Raw genomic sequence first — 17,550 nt, forward strand, 5'->3', positions numbered from 1 at the left:
GCGCCACGTTCCAGCAAGAGACCACCCATGCAGCTGTCCGATTTCGATTTCGACCTTCCCGATGATCTGATCGCCACTCGCCCGGTCCGGCCGCGCAGTGCCGCGCGGCTGCTGGTGGCCGATGGCGACGCTTTCCACGATGCCCATGTGCGCGACCTGACGGCATGGCTGCGCCCTGGCGACAGGTTGATCCTGAACGATACGCGGGTGATCCCCGCGCGGCTGTCCGGTCTGCGCCATCGCCATGGCGAGGCGGGCGATACCGCCGCCCGGATCGAGGTCACGCTGCTGGAGCCACGCGCCGGCGGGCTTTGGTCTGCGCTGATCAAGCCGTTGAAAAAGCTCCGCGAAGGCGAAAGGATCGTCTTTTCCGATGATCTGTCCGCCATGCTTGAAGCGCGTGAGGACGGGCAGGCGATCCTGTCCTTCAACCTGACCGGCACGGATTTCGATGCAGCCCTGGCGCAGGCCGGGGCGATGCCGCTTCCGCCCTATATCGCGGCGCGTCGCCCGGCCGATGACAAGGACAAGGAAGATTACCAGACCGTCTGGGCCAGGCGCGCAGGTGCCGTCGCCGCGCCGACCGCCTCTTTGCATTTCGACGAAGAGCTGCTGGCGACGCTGGCCGCGATGGGCGTGCAGTTCACCCATGTCACCCTGCATGTAGGGGCGGGCACCTTCCTGCCGGTCAAGGTCGATGACGTGACCACCCACCGGATGCATGCCGAATGGGGTGAGGTCAGCCCGGCCGCCGCCGCCGAGATCGCGGCAACCAGGGCCGCAGGCGGAAGGATCATCCCCGTGGGCACGACGGCCCTGCGCCTGATCGAAACCGCCGCCCGCGCGACCGGCCATATCGCGCCCTTCTCGGGCGATACCGACATCTTCATCTATCCCGGCTTCACCTTCCACGTGACCGACGCGCTGATGACCAATTTCCACCTGCCGAAATCCACGCTGATGATGCTGGTCTCGGCCTTGATGGGGCAGGACAGGATCCGGCGGATCTATGCCCATGCCGTTGCGGAACGTTACAGGTTCTTTTCCTATGGTGACGCATCGCTGTTGATCCCGCCGCACAAGGATGGCAGGCAGGCCCCCTGAACGCGCTTCGCGACGGCAACGAGTCGCTTTTGGTCATGACACGTGCGGACACCCCCCGTTAGCGTGCTGTTACATTCCCGTGGCACGAGTTGCGACGCTGCCAAGAAGGACGACCCGATGCTGAAATTCCTGTCCAGTGCATGGGCGCTTCTTCTGGGGCTGTTGCTTCTGATGATCGGCAACGGGCTGCAGGGCACGTTGCTGGGCGTGCGCGGCGAGATCGAGGGCTTCTCGACCTTCGAGATGTCCATGGTGATGTCAGCCTATTTCGTGGGCTTTCTGGGCGGCTCGAAACTGGCGCCGGAAATGATCCGCCGTGTCGGTCACGTCAGGGTCTTCGCGGCGCTTGCCTCGTTGATCTCGGCCATGCTGATACTTTATCCCAGCTGGCCCAATCCCTGGGTCTGGATGGCCTGCCGGGTGGTCATCGGCTTTTGTTTCTGCGGGGTCTATGTGACCGCCGAAAGCTGGCTGAACAACGCCGCCACCAACGAGACCCGCGGCCAGGCGCTGTCGATGTACATGCTGGTGCAGGTCGGCGGCATCATGATCGCGCAGGGCCTGCTGCTGGTGGCCGATCCCGGCGGTTTCATCCTGTTCGTGATCCCCTCCGTTCTGGTGTCGATCGCCTTCGCGCCCATCCTTCTGTCTGTCACGCCCACGCCGGCCTTTGACACGACAAAGCCGATGACCCTGCGCCAATTGTTCAACGTCTCGCCCCTGGGCTGCATGGGCATGTTCCTGCTGGGCGGGGTCTTTGCCGCGCAATTCGGCATGGCGGCTGTCTATGGCGCGCAGACGGGGTTGAGCATCCCCGAGATTTCGATGTTCGTCACGGCCTTCTACCTGGGGGCCACGGTGCTGCAATTCCCGCTGGGCTGGCTGTCGGACCGCATGGACCGGCGGATGCTGATCCTGCTGGCGGCGGCACTGGGCGGGGCAGGGGCGCTGCTGGGCATGGTGGCGGGAACATCCTTTGTGCTGCTGCTGGCGGCGGCCTTTCTTGTCGGTGGCACCAGCAACCCGCTCTATTCGCTGCTGATCGCCTATACCAACGACTTCCTGGATCGCGATGACATGGCCGCCGCGTCAGGCGGTCTGCTGTTCATCAACGGGCTGGGCGCAATCGCCGGCCCGCTGGTCACCGGCTGGATGATGGGGGTTTTCGGGTCGCCCGGCTATTTCCTCGTGATCGCGGTGCTGCTGATCTCGCTTGCGCTTTATGCGGCGTACCGCATGACCCAGCGCCGCGCGCCGGCCGTTTCGGAAACCGCGACCTATACCCCGATTTCGCCGACAGCGACCTCGGTCGCGCTGGATGTGGCGCGGGAATATGCAATCAGCACCGCCGATGCCGAGCAGGAGCGCGACAAATCGGCCTGATACCGCAACCATCAGATTTTATGTCGAAACTGTCGTAATTATTTACTGGGCATATCGGTTGAAGCTTCTGTAACCTTTTCATGAACCGGGCAATGGGCCGACGGTGAGGAGGATCCTGATGGTAAGTGCGGACGAGGTACTGTCGTTCTGGCTGGATGAACTGACGCCGGCAGACTGGTACGCCACCGACGACGCGCTGGATCAGCTTATCCGCGACAGGTTTCTTGGCGCCTGGGAAGAGGCCACGGAAGGCGCCTATGGCCTGTGGCTGACCTATCCTGCCGGGGCGCTGGCCTATATCATCCTGACCGATCAGTTTCCGCGCAACATGTTCCGCGGTTCGGCCCGCGCGTTCGAGACGGATGGCAGTGCGCTGGCGGCGGCCAAGAATGCCATCGACCATAAATGGGATCTGCGGATCGCGGAACCGGCACGCCAGTTCTTTTACCTGCCCCTGATGCATTCCGAAAATCTCTGCGATCAGGAACGCTGCGTGCGTCTGATGCATGAACGGATGCCAGAGGCCGGTGCATCGAACCTGCTGCACGCCAAGGCCCACCGCGAAGTGATCCGCCTGTTCGGCCGCTTTCCCTATCGCAATGCTGCGCTGGAGCGGCCTTCGACAGCACCCGAACGCGACTATGTCGATCAGGGCGGCTATGGTCAGACTGTCCGGCAGTTGCAGGCGGGCTGACCTGTGCGAAGCGGCGGCCCGTGCCCTTGCCCTTGCCCGTGCCCGTATCCATGCCCGAGGCGGGGGTGAACCTGTCGCGGATATGCTGCGTTGATGCGCTGCTGAAATTAGTTTAACGTCAAACTAATTTTGGAATCGGAGGGGCGCATGTCTGCCAAAGCATTTGATCTGATCGTGATCGGCGCAGGGCCGGGGGGCTATGTCGCGGCAATACGCGCGGCGCAGCTGGGTCTGAAAGTGGTGATCGTCGAGCGCGAGAACCTGGGCGGCATCTGCCTGAACTGGGGCTGTATCCCGACCAAGGCGATGCTGCGATCTTCCGAAGTGTTCCACCTGATGCACCGGGCCAAGGAATTCGGCCTTGGCGCCGAGAATATCACCTATGATCTGGATGCGGTCGTCAAACGCTCGCGCGGGGTGGCCAAGCAGCTGTCCTCGGGGATCGGGCATCTGATGAAGAAAAACAAGATCACCGTGGTGATGGGCGAGGCGACGATCCCCGCCAAGGGTCGCGTCACCGTGAAAACCGACAAGGGTACCGAGGATCTGACCGCCCCCAATATCGTGCTGGCCACGGGCGCGCGTGCGCGCGAATTGCCGGGGCTTGAGGCGGACGGCGATCTGGTCTGGTCCTACCGTCACGCGCTGGTGCCGCCGCATATGCCGAAAAAGCTGCTGGTCATCGGATCGGGTGCCATCGGGATCGAATTCGCCAGCTTCTACAATACGCTGGGCGCGGACACGACCGTGGTCGAGGTGATGGACCGCATCCTGCCGGTCGAGGACGAGGAAATCGCGAGTTTCGCCCGCAAGGCTTTCCAGAAACAGGGCATGAAGATCCTCGAGAAATCCACCGTCAAGCAGCTTGACCGCGCCAAGGGCAGCGTGACCGCCCATATCGAAACCGGCGGAAAGGTCGAGAAAATGACCTTTGACACGGTGATTTCCGCCGTGGGCATCGTTGGCAATACCGAAGGGCTGGGGCTCGAGGGCCTTGGCGTCACTATCGACCGCACGCATGTGGTGACGGACGCCTATTGCCGCACCGGGGTCGAGGGGCTTTATGCCATCGGCGACATCGCCGGCGCGCCCTGGCTGGCACACAAGGCCAGCCATGAAGGCGTGATGGTGGCCGAACTGATCGCGGGCGGCCATCCGCACCCGGTAAAGCCCGAAAGCATCGCGGGCTGCACCTATTGCCATCCGCAGATCGCCAGCGTCGGCCTGACCGAAGCCAAGGCCAAGGCCGCAGGCCATGACATCAAGGTGGGCCGCTTCCCCTTCATCGGAAACGGCAAGGCCATCGCCCTGGGTGAGGCCGAAGGCATGATCAAGACCGTGTTCGACGCCAAGACCGGCGAATTGCTGGGCGCGCATATGGTGGGCGCGGAAGTGACCGAGCTGATCCAGGGCTATGTGATCGGCCGCACGCTGGAAACCACCGAGGAAGACCTGATGAACACGGTTTTCCCGCATCCGACCCTGTCCGAAATGATGCACGAGGCCGTGCTGGACGCCTACGGACGCGCGCTGCATTTCTAGGTGCGCCAAGCGCATTGCGGTGAACGAAAAAGGCACCCTGCGGGGTGCCTTTTGCTGTGGAGACGGAGATGTGACAGCGTCAGCGTTCGATCGCGCCGCCTGCTGCGGCCCAATGGTGCAGACCGCCCAGGTTATGGATCTCGGCATGGCCCAGCTTCTGCAGGATATTCGCGGCCATGCCCGACCGCGCGCCGGATGCACAGTAAAGCCCGATGGGCTTGCCGCCCGCCAGCCGCGCGTCGAAATCGGGATGGCGCGGATCGGCCATCATGGGCAGGCGCATCAGCGGAATATGCAATGCGCCGCGCGCCTTTCCGGTCTGCGCCACCTCGGAATGGTCGCGTACGTCGATCAGGATCATCTGGCCGGATGCGACACGCGCAATCGCGTCCGCAATCGGCAGGGCAGGTGTGGTCTGGCGTTTGAAACCGAACATCTGGCAGGTCCTTTCTGCACGAAAATACACTCTCGCGGTATCTGGGCGGTGGTGGATCCCAGTCAAGGCTTTCTGCCATATAAATTCTAAAAATGGAATATTAAAAGATGCCCGAATGCGCGCTTTGTCGCCAATTGCCTGTGAAACGGGCGGTTCATGCGGGCGCAGCCCCGGTTGACCCCAGAGGTAAAATCGGATGTTCTTGACTTGTTCTTAACTTTGCATTGGAGACTCGGCGCGGCTCCTCTATCTATGCAGGGCTGAACGGGGGCGGATATGGCTGATCTCAAGAAAATCGAAGTGCGCGGCGCGCGGGAACACAACCTCAAGAACATCGACGTGGACATTCCACGCGATCAGCTGGTGGTGATCACGGGCCTGTCGGGCTCGGGCAAATCCAGCCTGGCCTTCGATACGATCTATGCCGAAGGGCAGCGCCGCTATGTCGAAAGCCTGTCGGCCTATGCCCGCCAGTTTCTGGACATGATGCAAAAGCCCGATGTGGATCACATCAGCGGCCTGAGCCCGGCGATTTCCATCGAACAGAAGACAACGTCGAAGAACCCGCGTTCGACCGTCGGCACGGTCACGGAAATCTACGACTACATGCGCCTGCTGTTCGCCCGCGTTGGCACCCCCTACAGCCCTGCAACCGGCCTGCCGATCGAGGCGCAGCAGGTGCAGGACATGGTTGACCGCGTCATGGCCATGCCGGAAGACACCCGCGCCTATCTGCTGGCCCCGATCATCCGCGACCGCAAGGGCGAGTATCGCAAGGAATTCCTAGAACTGCGAAAGCAGGGCTTTCAGCGCGTCAAGGTCGACGGGCAATTCTACGAACTGGACGAGCCGCCCACGCTGGACAAGAAATTCCGCCATGACATTGACGTGGTGGTCGACCGCCTGGTGATCCGACCGGGTCTTGAAACCCGGCTTGCCGACAGTTTCCGCACCGCACTCGATCTGGCTGACGGTATCGCCATCCTGGAAACCGCGCCCAGCGAGGGTGAACCGGAGCGCATGACGTTTTCGGAAAAATTCGCCTGCCCCGTCAGTGGTTTCACCATCCCCGAGATCGAGCCGCGCCTTTTCTCCTTCAATGCGCCTTTCGGGGCATGTCCCGCCTGTGACGGTCTGGGGGTAGAACTGTTCTTCGACGAACGCCTGGTCGTGCCGGATCAGAATCTCAAGATCGTGGACGGCGCGCTGGCCCCCTGGCGCAAGGGAAAAAGCCCCTATTTCACCCAGACGATCGAGGCGATCGCGAAACACTACGAATTCGACAAGAACGCGCGCTGGAAGGAACTGCCGGAACATGTGCAGCAGGTCTTCCTCTATGGCTCGGCCGGCGAAGAGATCGCGTTCCGCTACGATGAAGGCGGCCGCGTCTACCAGGTGTCCCGCGTCTTTGAAGGGGTGATCCCCAACATGGAACGCCGCTACCGCGAAACCGATAGCGCCTGGATCCGCGAGGAATTCGAGAGGTTCCAGAACAACCGCGCCTGTGGCGCCTGCGGCGGTTTCCGCCTGCGCCCCGAGGCGCTGGCCGTACGCATTGGCCCCGCCAAAGGTGCGCCGGACAAGCTTCGGCACGTTGGGCAAGTGGTGCAGATGTCGATCCGCGAGGCGTTTGACTGGTGCCAGACCGTCCCGGACTACCTGACACCCCAAAAGAACGAGATCGCCCGCGCCATCCTGAAAGAGATCCGCGAGCGTCTGGGCTTTCTCAACAACGTGGGTCTGGAATATCTGACCCTCAGCCGTAACGCGGGCACGCTGTCAGGCGGGGAAAGCCAGCGTATTCGCCTGGCCAGCCAGATCGGCAGCGGCCTGACGGGCGTGCTCTATGTGCTCGACGAGCCCTCCATCGGCCTGCACCAGCGCGACAATGACCGCCTGCTTGGCACGCTCAAGAACCTGCGCGATCAGGGCAATACCGTGATCGTCGTGGAACATGACGAAGAGGCGATACGCCTTGCCGATTATGTCTTCGACATCGGCCCCGGCGCCGGTGTGCATGGCGGTCAGGTCGTGGCCCATGGCACGCCGGATCAGATCATCGCCGATCCCGCCAGCCTGACCGGCCAATATCTGTCGGGCGCCCGCCGGATCGAGGTGCCCGTGACACGCCGTCAGGGCAACAAGAAGAAGATCACCGTGGTCAAGGCCAGCGGCAACAACCTGCGCGATGTGACGGTTGATTTTCCGCTGGCGAAATTCGTCTGCGTGACGGGCGTGTCGGGGGGGGGCAAATCCACCCTGACCATCGAGACATTGTTCAAGACAGCCTCGATGAAGCTGAACGGCGCACGTCAGACGCCTGCACCCTGCGAAACGATCAAGGGGCTGGAGCATCTGGACAAGGTCATCGACATCGACCAGCGCCCGATCGGGCGCACGCCGCGCAGTAACCCGGCGACCTACACCGGCGCCTTCACCCCGATCCGCGACTGGTTCGCCGGCCTGCCAGAGGCCAAGGCGCGCGGCTACAAACCCGGCCGCTTCAGCTTCAACGTCAAGGGCGGACGCTGCGAGGCCTGCCAGGGCGATGGCGTCATCAAGATCGAGATGCACTTCCTGCCCGATGTCTATGTGACCTGCGAAACCTGCAAGGGCGCGCGCTATAACCGCGAAACGCTTGAGGTGAAGTTCAAGGGCAAAAGCATCGCCGATGTGCTTGATATGACAGTGGAAGATGCACAGACCTTCTTTCAGGCCGTCCCCTCCATCCGCGAAAAGATGGATGCGCTGATGCGCGTGGGCCTTGGCTATATCAAGGTCGGTCAGCAGGCTACGACCCTCTCGGGTGGCGAGGCGCAGCGCGTGAAACTGTCCAAGGAACTGGCCAGGCGGTCCACGGGGCGCACGCTCTATATCCTGGATGAACCGACCACGGGGCTGCATTTCGAAGATGTACGCAAGCTGCTGGAAGTGCTGCACGAACTGGTCGATCAGGGCAATACGGTGGTGGTGATCGAACATAATCTGGACGTGGTGAAAACCGCCGACTGGATCATCGACATCGGCCCCGAAGGCGGCGATGGCGGCGGCGAACTGGTCGCCACCGGCACGCCCGAACAGGTGGCCGAGGAACCGCGCAGCCACACCGGCCATTACCTCAAACCGATGCTGGCAGGCGCCCGCGTCGCGGCCGAGTAGGGCCGCGCATGCGGTTGGGCCTTGCACTGGGATCGGGTGGGGCACGCGGCTGGGCGCATGTCGGTGTCCTGCTGGCCCTGCGCGACCTGGGCATCCGGCCCGATGTGGTGGCAGGCACGTCGATGGGCGCGCTGATCGGCGCGGTCTGGGCCGCCGGTTGCCTGGACGAGATGGAGGGCTGGGCCCGCAGCCAGACCCGCGCCGATATCTTGGCGAAGATGGATTTCAGCTTTAGCGGGGGCGGGCTGATGCGCGGCAGCGTGGTGATGCAGGTCCTGTCCGATCTGGGCGTCCCCGACACCTTCGAGGAACTGGAGCATCCGCTGATCGTCGTGGCCACCGACATGACATCGGGGCGCGAAGTCTGGCTGCAAAAGGGTTCCTTGCATCACGCGGTGCGCGGATCTGTATCAATTCCGGGCATTCTCAGCCCCTATTGGCACGACGGCAAATGGTTGCTGGACGGGGGGCTGACCAACCCTGTTCCAACCTCGGCATGCCGGGCCCTGGGCGCGGATGTGACCATCGCGGTCAATCCGAATGCAAAGCCGGAAAACGCCCTCTGGCGGCAGCCGCCAACCGGCGAGAGTTTCTGGGAGCAGTTGTCGCAGAAAACCATGCTGTCGCATATCGTGTCGCCACTGCAAGGCATGCTGGGCGAAGAAGAGGCCAGCAAGACCCCCAAGCCGGCCGCGCCGAACTATGCCGAGGTCGTCTCGGTTTCGATCGACATCATGACCGAATTCGTCCGCAAGGCCCGCGCCGCATCGGATCCGCCCCATCTGACGCTGAATATGGAACTGGGAAAGATTTCGCTGCTGGAAATGCACCGCGCCGGCGAGGCGATCGACGCCGGGCGCCGCTTGGTGGCCGATCAGTCACAGGCGATCAAGGCATTGTGCAAGACCGCCTGAGACTCGGGTCATTGCATCAGGTCTGCGATTGCGCCGATCAGGTTCAGGATCTTGCCGGTTTCCCTGTCGACCTGGATGACATAGCCGTTTCGTTCGTAATAGGTGCGGCGCGGGTCCAACCCGTATCGCGACGGTGTGCGTATCACGATGAACCCGTCGGGTAGCGAATCGCCGATCCGATAGGCCTGTTTTGCCTGGCCGGGGGGGATGCAGGGCGGGTTTTTCTTGGCCAGCCCCGGCGGGCAGCCCTTGGCGGACACGGTCGTGACGCTCAGGGTGTCGGATGCAATGACAAAGCCCGGCTGCTCCGCCATGGCGGCAACGGGCAGCATCAGGGCAAGGCCTGCTGAAAACAGGGTCAGGTGTTTGGGCATGACGGCTCTCCTTTAACGGGATAAATAGTCATGTCCGGTTGAATAGACAAACCTGCCCGCGCCAGGCTGCGCGGTTTCCCGCGCAGACCGTCAAAGATGCCGCGTTACCGATTCACCGAACAGGTGTTGATGCCCAGGATCGCATAGGGCGGGCACCAGCCGATCAGCCCTGTTCCCAGCGGGATGATGCCCAGCAGGTACAGCCAGCTATAAGCGCCATCGGAGTTGAAGGCGTAACCGATCAGGAGCGCGAGCCCCAGAACGATCCGGGCGATGCGGTCGATGCCGCCGACATTCTTGGTCATGACGTCCTCCATTGGTTGGTCATGACGGGGATATTACCCCGAGTCGCCCATCCTGTCTGTGACACAGTCACATCTCCGCATGCGCCAGGTCCGACAGGGCGGTACGGTCGATCACCACAACCTGACCGCGCGCGGTGCGGACCCATCCCTTGCGCGCCCAGGCGTCCAGCCTGCGGCTGACCACCTCGCGCGCGGTGCCCGCCTGTGCGGCAAGTTCGCTATGCGTGGCCTGAACCGGACCATCCTCGGACAACGCCAGAAGCCGCGCCGCCAGCCGGCATTCCGCGCGGGTGAAAGCCACCGTTTCAACCAGTTTCAGCATGTCGGCCATCCGGTCCGCGAAGGCGCCAAAGACCAGCGATCTGAACGGGGCGGATTTGTCCAGCAAATCCAGAAACAACGCACGCGGGATCACGACAAGCCGCGTGTCGCGCACGGTCTCGGCCTCGGCCGAATACGCGGCGTCCGACAACAGGCCAAAGGTCGTCTGCACGCAGGCTTGACCCGGCGCCACGGAATAAAGCAGCATCTCGCGCCCCGACGCCCCTGTCAGCGAGACATCGACCTGACCCGACAGGACCACCGCATATCCCTGCGCCGCGTCTCCGGGGCGGAAGATCACCGCGCCGGGCGGCAGGTCGACAGGGTGCAACGCCTCCAGCCGCGACCGATCACGCGGATCAAGGCCCGCAAGGGCAGGGGCCGCGTCCAGCCAGCTCAACCGCGGCCGCGTTTTTCAAACCGGGGCAGCATGGCGCTGAAATCCATGCCGCGGCCACCCTCGGCCTCGACGAATTGCGCGTAGAGGTCAGCGGCGGCCTTGCCCATGGGCGTGTCGGCATCGGCGCTTTCGGCCGCTTGCTGCGACAGGCGCAGATCCTTCAGCATCAGTTCGGCCGCGAACCCGGGCTTGTAGCCATTATCGGCAGGGCTTTGCGGCCCCACGCCCGGCGCCGGGCAATAGGCGTTCATCGACCAGCTATAACCGGACGAGGTTGACACCACATCGAACATCTTCTGCCGGTCCAGCCCCAGCTTGTCGGCCAGCGCGAAAGCCTCGCAGGTGGCGATCATGGTCACGCCCAGGATCATGTTGTTGCAGATCTTGGCGGCCTGTCCCGCACCGGCCGCGCCGCAATGCACGGCCTTCTGGCCCATAATGTCAAAGAGCGGCTTGGCCTTGGCAAAAGCCGCCTCGGACCCGCCCGCCATGAAAGTCAGCGTGCCCGCCGTCGCACCGCCCGTACCACCCGACACGGGCGCATCCACGGCCAGCAACCCTGCCGCCTCGGCATCCGCCGCCACCGCGCGGGCGCTCTCCACATCGACGGTCGAACAATCGACCAGTGCCGCGCCCTTGGTCATGGCCGGGATCACCTCGGCGGCGACAGCGCGCAGGATCGCCCCATTGGGCAGCATGGTGATGACCACATCGGCCCCTTTGGCGGCCTCGGCGGCGGATAGGGCCGTGGTGACACCCTCAACCGTGACACCGGCCGTATCAAAACCCGTCACCTCATGCCCCGCCTTGACCAGGTTGGCCGCCATCGGCGCGCCCATATTGCCAAGCCCGATAAATCCGATCTTCATGTCATGGTCCTTTCAGAGGCTGAGAGCATCCTTGCCCAGCGGTGCCAGCATCTCTGACACGGCCGTGGCAGGCAAGGTTTCGATTGCATGTTTCCAGACCGGCTTGCGGTCCTTGTCGATGATCGCGGCGCGGATCCCTTCCAGGAAATCGCCATGCTCCATCGCGCGGGCGGTAAAGCGATACTCCAGATCCAGCGCATCGCGGATCGTGGTGCCGGGAGCGCGCAGGCGGGTCAGAATCTCCAGCGTGCAGGCCATGGACAGTGGCGAATTGCGCCCCGCCGCCTTCAGCGTATCGGCCGCAAAGGGGCCGTCATCGCGCTGAAGACTGGCAAAAACCGACAGGAGCGTTTCGCCCGCGAACAGCCTGTCGATCTGGTCCTGCACACCGCTCAGCGACCCTTGCGGCGCTGTTGCGCTGGCTGTCGCCACCGCGCCCGCATCGCCGGTTTCACACAGCCTGGCAATCAGCCCGGCCCAACGGTCCTGGGGCACGTAATGATCGGCAAAGCCCGCAAGGATCGCATCGCCGGCCTCCATCCGCGCGGCGGTCAGCCCAAGGTATTCGCCCAGCCGCCCCGGCGCCCGCGCCAGCAGCAGCGAGCCCCCCACATCCGGCACCAGCCCGATGCCGCATTCCGGCATGGCGATGCGGCTCGTCTCGCCCACCACCCGGTGGCTGGCATGGCAACCAAGGCCCACGCCGCCGCCCATGGTAAAGCCCTGCATCAGGCTGACGATGGGTTTGGGGTATTCGGCCAGTTTCGCATTCAGGCGATATTCATCGGCCCAGAACTTCCGACCATAGGCGAAATCCCCGGCCTTGCCCCTGGCGTAAAGATCGGCGATGTCGCCGCCCGCGCAAAACGCTTTCTCGCCCGCCGCATCCAGCACCACCAGCGCCACGCCCGCATCGTCGCGCCACTGATCCAGCGCCGCCTCGACCGCCAGCACCATCTGATAGGTCGCGGCATTCAGCGCCGCAGGCCGGTTCAGCGTAATCCGCCCCGCGCGCCCCTCGATCCTGATGTCGATATCGCTCATCTGTCGGCCAGCATCTGGCGCGCCACGATCACGCGCATGATCTCGTTCGTGCCCTCAAGGATCTCGTGCACGCGCAGGTCGCGCACCAGTTTCTCGATCCCGTAATCGGCCAGATAGCCATAGCCGCCATGCAGTTGCAGGCATTGGTTCACGATGCGCGAACCTGCCTCGGTCACGAATTTCTTGGCCATGGCGCAAAACTTGGTCGCATCCGGCGCGCCCTGGTCCAGCTTCCACGCCGCCTGCCGCAGAAAGGTCCGCGCGGCCTGCAACTCGATCTCCATGTCGGCCAGCCGGAACTGCAGCGCCTGGAACTGGTCGATCGGTTTGCCGAAGGCCTTGCGCTCGCCCATATAGGCCAGCGTCATGTCCAGCGCCTGTTGCGCCGCGCCCAGCGAACAGGCCGCTATGTTTAGCCGCCCGCCGTCCAGACCCTTCATCGCATAGGTGAACCCTTTGCCTTCCTCGCCCACCAGATTGTCGGCAGACACAAGGCAATCGTCGAATTGCACCTGCCGCGTGGGTTGGCTACGCCACCCCATCTTGTCCTCCAGCCCGCCAAAGGTCAGGCCCTTGGCACCGTCCTCGACGATCACCGTGGATACACCCTTGGGCCCGTCCTCGCCGGTACGCACCATCACCACATAGGCGTCGGAATACCCCCCGCCCGAGATGAAGGCCTTGGTCCCGTTCAGCACATAGCCCTCGTTGGTGCGCGCCGCGCGGGTCTTCAGGGCCGCCGCATCCGATCCCGATCCCGGTTCGGTCAGGCAATAGGACAGCACCGTCTCCATGCTCAGCACCTGCGGCATGTAGCGCGCCTTCAGATCGTCCGACCCGAAACTGTCCAGCATCCGCGCGCACATGTTGTGGATCGACAGGAACGCCGCGACCGAAGGGCAGGCCATGCTCAACGCCTCGAAGACCAGCGTGGCATCCAGCCGGCTCAGACCCGCGCCACCTGACTCCTCGGACACGTAAAGCCCGCCGAACCCCAGCGCGCCCACTTCCGGCCACAGCGCCTTGGGGATCGTGCCCGCCGCCTCCCAGGTCCGCGCATGGGGGGCGATATGTTCCTGCCCGAAGGCGCGCGCCATGTCGAAGATGGCGCTTTGTTCCTCGCTCAGTGCGAAATCCATGGTCTCTCCTCCTCAGAAGGCCGAATTGAACGCATGTTTAATTCTGAACTGTTGCAGCAGTTTTGCAAGTGCGACACGACATCCCGCAGGACAGCGCGCCCCGCTTCATCGTTCCTCAAATACTCGAACCCGGCCGCATACAGCAAAACGGCCCCCGATGGATCGCACCGGGGGCCGCGCAGCCGATCAATCCATCGGCTTGAAGTTGAAGGCCGCGCCATCCTTGATGCCGGACGGCCAGCGCGAGGTGATCGTCTTGGTGCGCGTGTAGAACTTGAACGCATCCGGCCCGTGCTGGTTCAGGTCGCCAAAGGCCGATTTCTTCCAGCCGCCGAAAGTGTGATAGGCCAGCGGCACCGGGATCGGCACGTTGACGCCGATCATGCCGACATTGACACGGTTGGCGAAGTCGCGCGCCGCATCACCGTCGCGGGTGAAGATCGCGGTGCCGTTGCCGTACTCATGATCCATCGCCAGACCCAGCGCTTCCTCATAGGATTGCGCGCGCACAACCGACAGGACCGGTCCGAAAATCTCCTTGCGGTAGATGTCCATGTCGCGTGTCACGCGGTCGAACAGATGCGGGCCGACAAAGAACCCGTCCTCATAGCCCTGCAGGTTGAAGTCGCGCCCGTCGATCACCAGCTCCGCGCCCTGCGCCACACCGGATTCCACCAGCTTGAGGATATTGGCCTTGGCAGCCGCCGTGACCACGGGGCCGTAATCCACATCCTTGCCCGCCGTGTAGGGCCCGACCTTCAGCGCCTCGATGCGGGGCACCAGCTTTTCGACCAGGCGGTCGGCGGTCTCATCCCCCACCGGCACCGCGACCGAAATCGCCATGCAGCGTTCGCCGGCCGCACCATAGCCCGCGCCGATCAGCGCGTCGGCGGCCTGATCCATGTCGGCGTCGGGCATGATGATCATGTGGTTCTTGGCGCCGCCGAAGCACTGCACGCGCTTGCCGTTCGAACAGCCGCGACCGTAGATATATTCCGCGATCGGGGTCGATCCGACAAAACCGATCGACTGGATCACCGGATGGTCAAGAATCGCATCCACCGCTTCCTTGTCGCCGTTCACGACCTGCAGGATGCCCTTGGGCAGGCCCGCTTCTTCCATCAGTTCGGCCAGCATCAGCGGCACGGAAGGATCACGCTCCGACGGTTTCAGAATGAACGCGTTCCCGCAGGCAATCGCAGGCGCGAACATCCACATCGGGATCATCGCCGGAAAGTTGAAGGGCGTGATGCCCGCCGTCACACCCAGCGCCTGGCGCATGGAATACATGTCGATGCCGGGGCCGGCGCTGTCGGTGAATTCACCCTTCAGCAGCTGCGGCGCACCGATGCAATATTCCACCACTTCCAGACCGCGCTGCACGTCGCCGGCGGCATCGGGCAGGGTCTTGCCGTGCTCGCGGCTCAGCGCTTCGGCCAGCTTGTCCATGTCGCGGTTCAGCAGGTCCACGAATTTCATCATCACCCGTGCGCGGCGCTGCGGGTTCACGGCGGCCCAGGCGGGCTGCGCCTTGGCGGCAACCTCGACGGCATAGGCCATCTCTGCGGCATTGGCCAGCGGCACGCGTGCCTGCACTTCGCCGGTGGCGGGGTTGTAGACATCGGCAAATCGGCCCGAGGTGCCCTTGACGTGGGCGCCACCGATGTAATGGGTCAGTTCCTGCATTGGAAAACTCCTCCTGAATCTGGGGTGCAGGATAGGCTTGCAAAATTGATCCGGAAAGGGGCAAGTTTCCAAAAAGGTTTTGCATTTTTGCAAAGGAGGTCCCGGATGGAAATGCAGTGGGATGATCTGAAGGTTTTTCTGGCGGTGGCGCGCACCGAAAGCCTGTCCGGGGCAGGCCGCGTGCTCAAGGTGGATCCGGCCACCGTGGGGCGCCGTGTCGCCCGGCTTGAAGAAGGTCTTGGCACGCCCCTCTTTGCCAAGTCGCCGCAGGGCTATGCCATGACGGATGCGGGCCAGCGCCTGCTGGCCCATGCCGAACGGGCCGAGGCGGCGATGGGCGCCGCGGTCGAGGAGCTGGCCGGGCAGGCCGGGGCGCTGTCGGGTCAGATCCGCATCGGCGCGCCGGACGGCTGCGCCAATTTCCTTCTGCCACAGGTCTGTGCCGCGATCATGGCCGACAACCCCGACCTGGAGGTGCAGATCGTGGCCCTGCCGCGTGTCTTCAACCTGTCCAAGCGCGAGGCCGACATGGCCATCGGCGTGAGCCCGCCCGCGGCGGGTCGCCTGACCGTGCAGAAGATCACCGATTACCGCCTGCACCTGGCCGCATCGCGCCGCTATCTGCGCCGCCACCCGCCGATCCTTGGCCTTGACGATCTGAAGGATCATCGGATGGTCGGCTATATCCCGGACATGATCTTCGACAAGGAACTGGACTACCTGACCGGGATCGGGGTCGAACGCGTGGCGCTGGCGTCGAATTCCGTCTCGGTGCAGTTCAACTGGATTCGCCAGGGCGGTGGCGTCGGCATCGTGCATGATTTCGCCATCCCCTCGGCCAAGGGTCTTGTCAGGCTGTTGACCGATCAGGTCAGCCTGACGCGCAGCTTCTACCTGATCCGCCATGCCGATGACCGCCGGATGGACCGGCTGAACCGCTTCGCCACGGCGCTGGCCGACGGCATCCGCCGCGAGGTCGCCCGCCTCGAGGCCGAGGTCTGATGCAACTTTGAAGGCAGTGATTTCTTGACAGGCTCTCGCCACTGATGGACGCTGGACAGATCACGTCCATCCTGAGGAGGAGGAGAGACCATGCTCGTTCATCAGATCCTGAAATCAAAGGGAAACCATGCCGTTTTCACGGTGACGCCCGGTACGCTGGTGTCCGATGCGGTGCAGATCCTTGCCGAAAAGCGTATTGGTGGCCTTGTCGTGTCGCGCGATGGTGTCTCTGTGGACGGGATCATTTCCGAACGTGATATCGTGCGGTCCCTGGCCCTGCGCGGCGCCGTGTGCCTGACCGAGGCCGTCGGGGACATGATGACGCGCAACCCGTCGTGCTGCGGCACCGGGGACAGCGCCGATGATGTGCTGTCGCGCATGACCGATGGACGTTTCCGCCACATGCCCGTGACCGAAGGCAAGGAACTGGTGGGAATCGTCACAATCGGTGACGTGGTCAAGGCGCGTATCGACGAGCTGGCAATGGAAAAGACTGCCCTCGAAGGGATGATCATGGGCCATTGACGGCGGGTCGGCGCGTCACGGGGCCGGCCTGCCTTGTGGCGGCCCTTGCAGAGATTGATGGTTTTTAGGGTTGCAAACCGGTTGGCAATAATATTGCGTGCCCCCCAGAAATAACCAGAAGACCACAGCACGGAGCCTGCCCATGCGTATCGGACTTTACCCCGGCACCTTCGATCCGATCACCTACGGGCATGTCGACATCATCCGCCGTTCGGCCACGCTGGTGGATCGTCTGGTGATCGGTGTCGCGATCAACCGTGACAAGGGCCCGATGTTCTCCCTCGAGGAACGCGTCGCCATGATCGAGGCCGAATGCGTTGCCCTGTCCGCTGAGACGGGAACCGAGATTGTGGCCCATCCTTTCGAGAATCTGCTGATTGACTGCGCCCGCGACGTGGGCGCGCAGATGATCGTGCGCGGCCTGCGCGCCGTGGCGGATTTCGAATATGAATTTCAGATGGTCGGCATGAACCGCGCGCTCGACAGCTCGATCGAGACTGTCTTTCTGATGGCCGAAGCGCGCCACCAGGCGATTGCCAGCAAGCTGGTCAAGGAAATCGCGCGCCTTGGCGGTGACGTGCACAAATTCGTGCCCCCCGCCGTGAATGTCGCGCTGCGGGCCAAGCTGGGCCAGACACCGCGCCCTCTCTGAA

17 protein-coding genes are annotated in these 17,550 nt (G+C 63.4%); 9 read left to right on the plus strand and 8 right to left on the minus strand.

Translation table 11 applies throughout. The annotated features are described in order from the left end of the window. Nucleotides 1-27: 27 nt before the first annotated feature. The 4 genes from queA to lpdA all read left to right on the plus strand — a co-directional run bounded on the left by queA (nucleotide 28) and on the right by lpdA (nucleotide 4,723). Nucleotides 28-1,104, plus strand: coding sequence for a tRNA preQ1(34) S-adenosylmethionine ribosyltransferase-isomerase QueA (gene queA / locus ACFQ3C_RS06435; RefSeq protein WP_380789717.1), 1,077 nt, complete (start codon nucleotides 28-30; stop codon nucleotides 1,102-1,104). 117 nt (nucleotides 1,105-1,221) lie between these two features. Then, a complete protein-coding gene (locus ACFQ3C_RS06440) occupies nucleotides 1,222-2,487 on the plus strand; it encodes an MFS transporter (protein ID WP_380789718.1) in 1,266 nt (421 codons plus the stop codon). A gap of 118 nt (nucleotides 2,488-2,605) precedes the next feature. Further along, nucleotides 2,606-3,181 carry a DUF924 family protein gene (locus ACFQ3C_RS06445; protein WP_380789719.1) on the plus strand — a complete coding sequence of 192 codons (576 nt, stop codon included), beginning with the start codon at nucleotides 2,606-2,608 and terminating at the stop codon, nucleotides 3,179-3,181. A 147-nt stretch (nucleotides 3,182-3,328) separates the two neighbouring features. Further along, entirely contained in the window at nucleotides 3,329-4,723 is a 1,395-nt protein-coding gene (gene lpdA, locus ACFQ3C_RS06450) for a dihydrolipoyl dehydrogenase (RefSeq protein WP_380789720.1), read from the plus strand. A 79-nt stretch (nucleotides 4,724-4,802) separates the two neighbouring features. On the opposite strand, the gene ACFQ3C_RS06455 is transcribed toward lpdA, so the two are convergent. Next, on the minus strand, nucleotides 4,803-5,159 hold the full coding sequence (locus ACFQ3C_RS06455) for a rhodanese-like domain-containing protein (protein ID WP_380789721.1): 357 nt from the start codon (nucleotides 5,157-5,159) through the stop codon (nucleotides 4,803-4,805). Between the two features lie 276 nt (nucleotides 5,160-5,435). Between ACFQ3C_RS06455 and uvrA the strand changes: the two genes are divergently transcribed. After that, nucleotides 5,436-8,318 carry an excinuclease ABC subunit UvrA gene (gene uvrA / locus ACFQ3C_RS06460; RefSeq protein ID WP_380789722.1) on the plus strand — a complete coding sequence of 961 codons (2,883 nt, stop codon included), beginning with the start codon at nucleotides 5,436-5,438 and terminating at the stop codon, nucleotides 8,316-8,318. 8 nt (nucleotides 8,319-8,326) lie between these two features. Next, entirely contained in the window at nucleotides 8,327-9,232 is a 906-nt protein-coding gene (locus ACFQ3C_RS06465; protein ID WP_380789723.1) for a patatin-like phospholipase family protein, read from the plus strand. A gap of 8 nt (nucleotides 9,233-9,240) precedes the next feature. Here the strand turns inward: ACFQ3C_RS06465 and ACFQ3C_RS06470 are convergent, their stop codons facing one another. From ACFQ3C_RS06470 to ACFQ3C_RS06500, 7 genes are all read right to left on the minus strand, one after another. Next, entirely contained in the window at nucleotides 9,241-9,606 is a 366-nt protein-coding gene (locus ACFQ3C_RS06470) for an excinuclease ABC subunit A (RefSeq protein ID WP_380789724.1), read from the minus strand. A gap of 104 nt (nucleotides 9,607-9,710) precedes the next feature. Next, nucleotides 9,711-9,911, minus strand: coding sequence for a YgaP family membrane protein (locus tag ACFQ3C_RS06475; RefSeq protein ID WP_380789725.1), 201 nt, complete (start codon nucleotides 9,909-9,911; stop codon nucleotides 9,711-9,713). Between the two features lie 67 nt (nucleotides 9,912-9,978). Next, nucleotides 9,979-10,632 (minus strand): Crp/Fnr family transcriptional regulator, encoded by a 654-nt coding sequence (locus tag ACFQ3C_RS06480; protein ID WP_380789726.1) that lies wholly within the window; start codon nucleotides 10,630-10,632, stop codon nucleotides 9,979-9,981. Further along, nucleotides 10,629-11,501 (minus strand): 3-hydroxyisobutyrate dehydrogenase, encoded by an 873-nt coding sequence (gene mmsB, locus ACFQ3C_RS06485; RefSeq protein ID WP_380789727.1) that lies wholly within the window; start codon nucleotides 11,499-11,501, stop codon nucleotides 10,629-10,631. The genes ACFQ3C_RS06480 and mmsB overlap by 4 nt, the downstream gene beginning before the upstream one ends. A gap of 12 nt (nucleotides 11,502-11,513) precedes the next feature. Continuing rightward, nucleotides 11,514-12,545, minus strand: coding sequence for an enoyl-CoA hydratase/isomerase family protein (locus ACFQ3C_RS06490; RefSeq protein WP_380789728.1), 1,032 nt, complete (start codon nucleotides 12,543-12,545; stop codon nucleotides 11,514-11,516). Next, nucleotides 12,542-13,684 (minus strand): acyl-CoA dehydrogenase family protein, encoded by a 1,143-nt coding sequence (locus tag ACFQ3C_RS06495; protein WP_380789729.1) that lies wholly within the window; start codon nucleotides 13,682-13,684, stop codon nucleotides 12,542-12,544. Before ACFQ3C_RS06495 ends, ACFQ3C_RS06490 begins: the two co-directional genes overlap by 4 nt. Before the next feature lie 186 nt (nucleotides 13,685-13,870). Next, nucleotides 13,871-15,370: a CoA-acylating methylmalonate-semialdehyde dehydrogenase gene (locus tag ACFQ3C_RS06500; RefSeq protein WP_380789730.1), complete on the minus strand. Its 1,500-nt coding sequence runs from the start codon at nucleotides 15,368-15,370 to the stop codon at nucleotides 13,871-13,873. 111 nt (nucleotides 15,371-15,481) lie between these two features. On the opposite strand from ACFQ3C_RS06500, the gene ACFQ3C_RS06505 reads away from it, so the two are divergent. From ACFQ3C_RS06505 to coaD, 3 genes are all read left to right on the plus strand, one after another. After that, on the plus strand, nucleotides 15,482-16,372 hold the full coding sequence (locus ACFQ3C_RS06505; RefSeq protein WP_380789822.1) for a LysR family transcriptional regulator: 891 nt from the start codon (nucleotides 15,482-15,484) through the stop codon (nucleotides 16,370-16,372). A 90-nt stretch (nucleotides 16,373-16,462) separates the two neighbouring features. Continuing rightward, nucleotides 16,463-16,897, plus strand: a complete 435-nt coding sequence (locus ACFQ3C_RS06510) for a CBS domain-containing protein (RefSeq protein ID WP_380789731.1) — start codon at nucleotides 16,463-16,465, stop codon at nucleotides 16,895-16,897. A 142-nt stretch (nucleotides 16,898-17,039) separates the two neighbouring features. After that, complete coding sequence (gene coaD / locus ACFQ3C_RS06515; RefSeq protein ID WP_380789732.1) at nucleotides 17,040-17,549, plus strand: pantetheine-phosphate adenylyltransferase; 510 nt, start codon at nucleotides 17,040-17,042, stop codon at nucleotides 17,547-17,549. The last annotated feature ends 1 nt before the right edge of the window (nucleotide 17,550 follow it).

The organism is Seohaeicola saemankumensis (assembly GCF_042678485.1).
GTDB lineage: Bacteria > Pseudomonadota > Alphaproteobacteria > Rhodobacterales > Rhodobacteraceae > Seohaeicola > Seohaeicola saemankumensis.

Excerpts from the sequence above, each read along its gene's own strand:
- ACFQ3C_RS06495 (WP_380789729.1), bottom strand. The coding sequence starts at position 13,684 with ATGGATTTCGCACTGAGCGAGGAACAAAGCGCCATCTTCGACATGGCG.
- coaD (WP_380789732.1), top strand. The coding sequence starts at position 17,040 with ATGCGTATCGGACTTTACCCCGGCACCTTCGATCCGATCACCTACGGG.
- ACFQ3C_RS06445 (WP_380789719.1), top strand. The coding sequence starts at position 2,606 with ATGGTAAGTGCGGACGAGGTACTGTCGTTCTGGCTGGATGAACTGACG.
- ACFQ3C_RS06490 (WP_380789728.1), bottom strand. The coding sequence starts at position 12,545 with ATGAGCGATATCGACATCAGGATCGAGGGGCGCGCGGGGCGGATTACG.
- queA (WP_380789717.1), top strand. The coding sequence starts at position 28 with ATGCAGCTGTCCGATTTCGATTTCGACCTTCCCGATGATCTGATCGCC.
- ACFQ3C_RS06500 (WP_380789730.1), bottom strand. The coding sequence starts at position 15,370 with ATGCAGGAACTGACCCATTACATCGGTGGCGCCCACGTCAAGGGCACC.
- ACFQ3C_RS06465 (WP_380789723.1), top strand. The coding sequence starts at position 8,327 with ATGCGGTTGGGCCTTGCACTGGGATCGGGTGGGGCACGCGGCTGGGCG.
- ACFQ3C_RS06475 (WP_380789725.1), bottom strand. The coding sequence starts at position 9,911 with ATGACCAAGAATGTCGGCGGCATCGACCGCATCGCCCGGATCGTTCTG.
- ACFQ3C_RS06505 (WP_380789822.1), top strand. The coding sequence starts at position 15,482 with ATGCAGTGGGATGATCTGAAGGTTTTTCTGGCGGTGGCGCGCACCGAA.
- ACFQ3C_RS06455 (WP_380789721.1), bottom strand. The coding sequence starts at position 5,159 with ATGTTCGGTTTCAAACGCCAGACCACACCTGCCCTGCCGATTGCGGAC.
- ACFQ3C_RS06440 (WP_380789718.1), top strand. The coding sequence starts at position 1,222 with ATGCTGAAATTCCTGTCCAGTGCATGGGCGCTTCTTCTGGGGCTGTTG.
- uvrA (WP_380789722.1), top strand. The coding sequence starts at position 5,436 with ATGGCTGATCTCAAGAAAATCGAAGTGCGCGGCGCGCGGGAACACAAC.
- ACFQ3C_RS06510 (WP_380789731.1), top strand. The coding sequence starts at position 16,463 with ATGCTCGTTCATCAGATCCTGAAATCAAAGGGAAACCATGCCGTTTTC.
- mmsB (WP_380789727.1), bottom strand. The coding sequence starts at position 11,501 with ATGAAGATCGGATTTATCGGGCTTGGCAATATGGGCGCGCCGATGGCG.
- lpdA (WP_380789720.1), top strand. The coding sequence starts at position 3,329 with ATGTCTGCCAAAGCATTTGATCTGATCGTGATCGGCGCAGGGCCGGGG.
- ACFQ3C_RS06470 (WP_380789724.1), bottom strand. The coding sequence starts at position 9,606 with ATGCCCAAACACCTGACCCTGTTTTCAGCAGGCCTTGCCCTGATGCTG.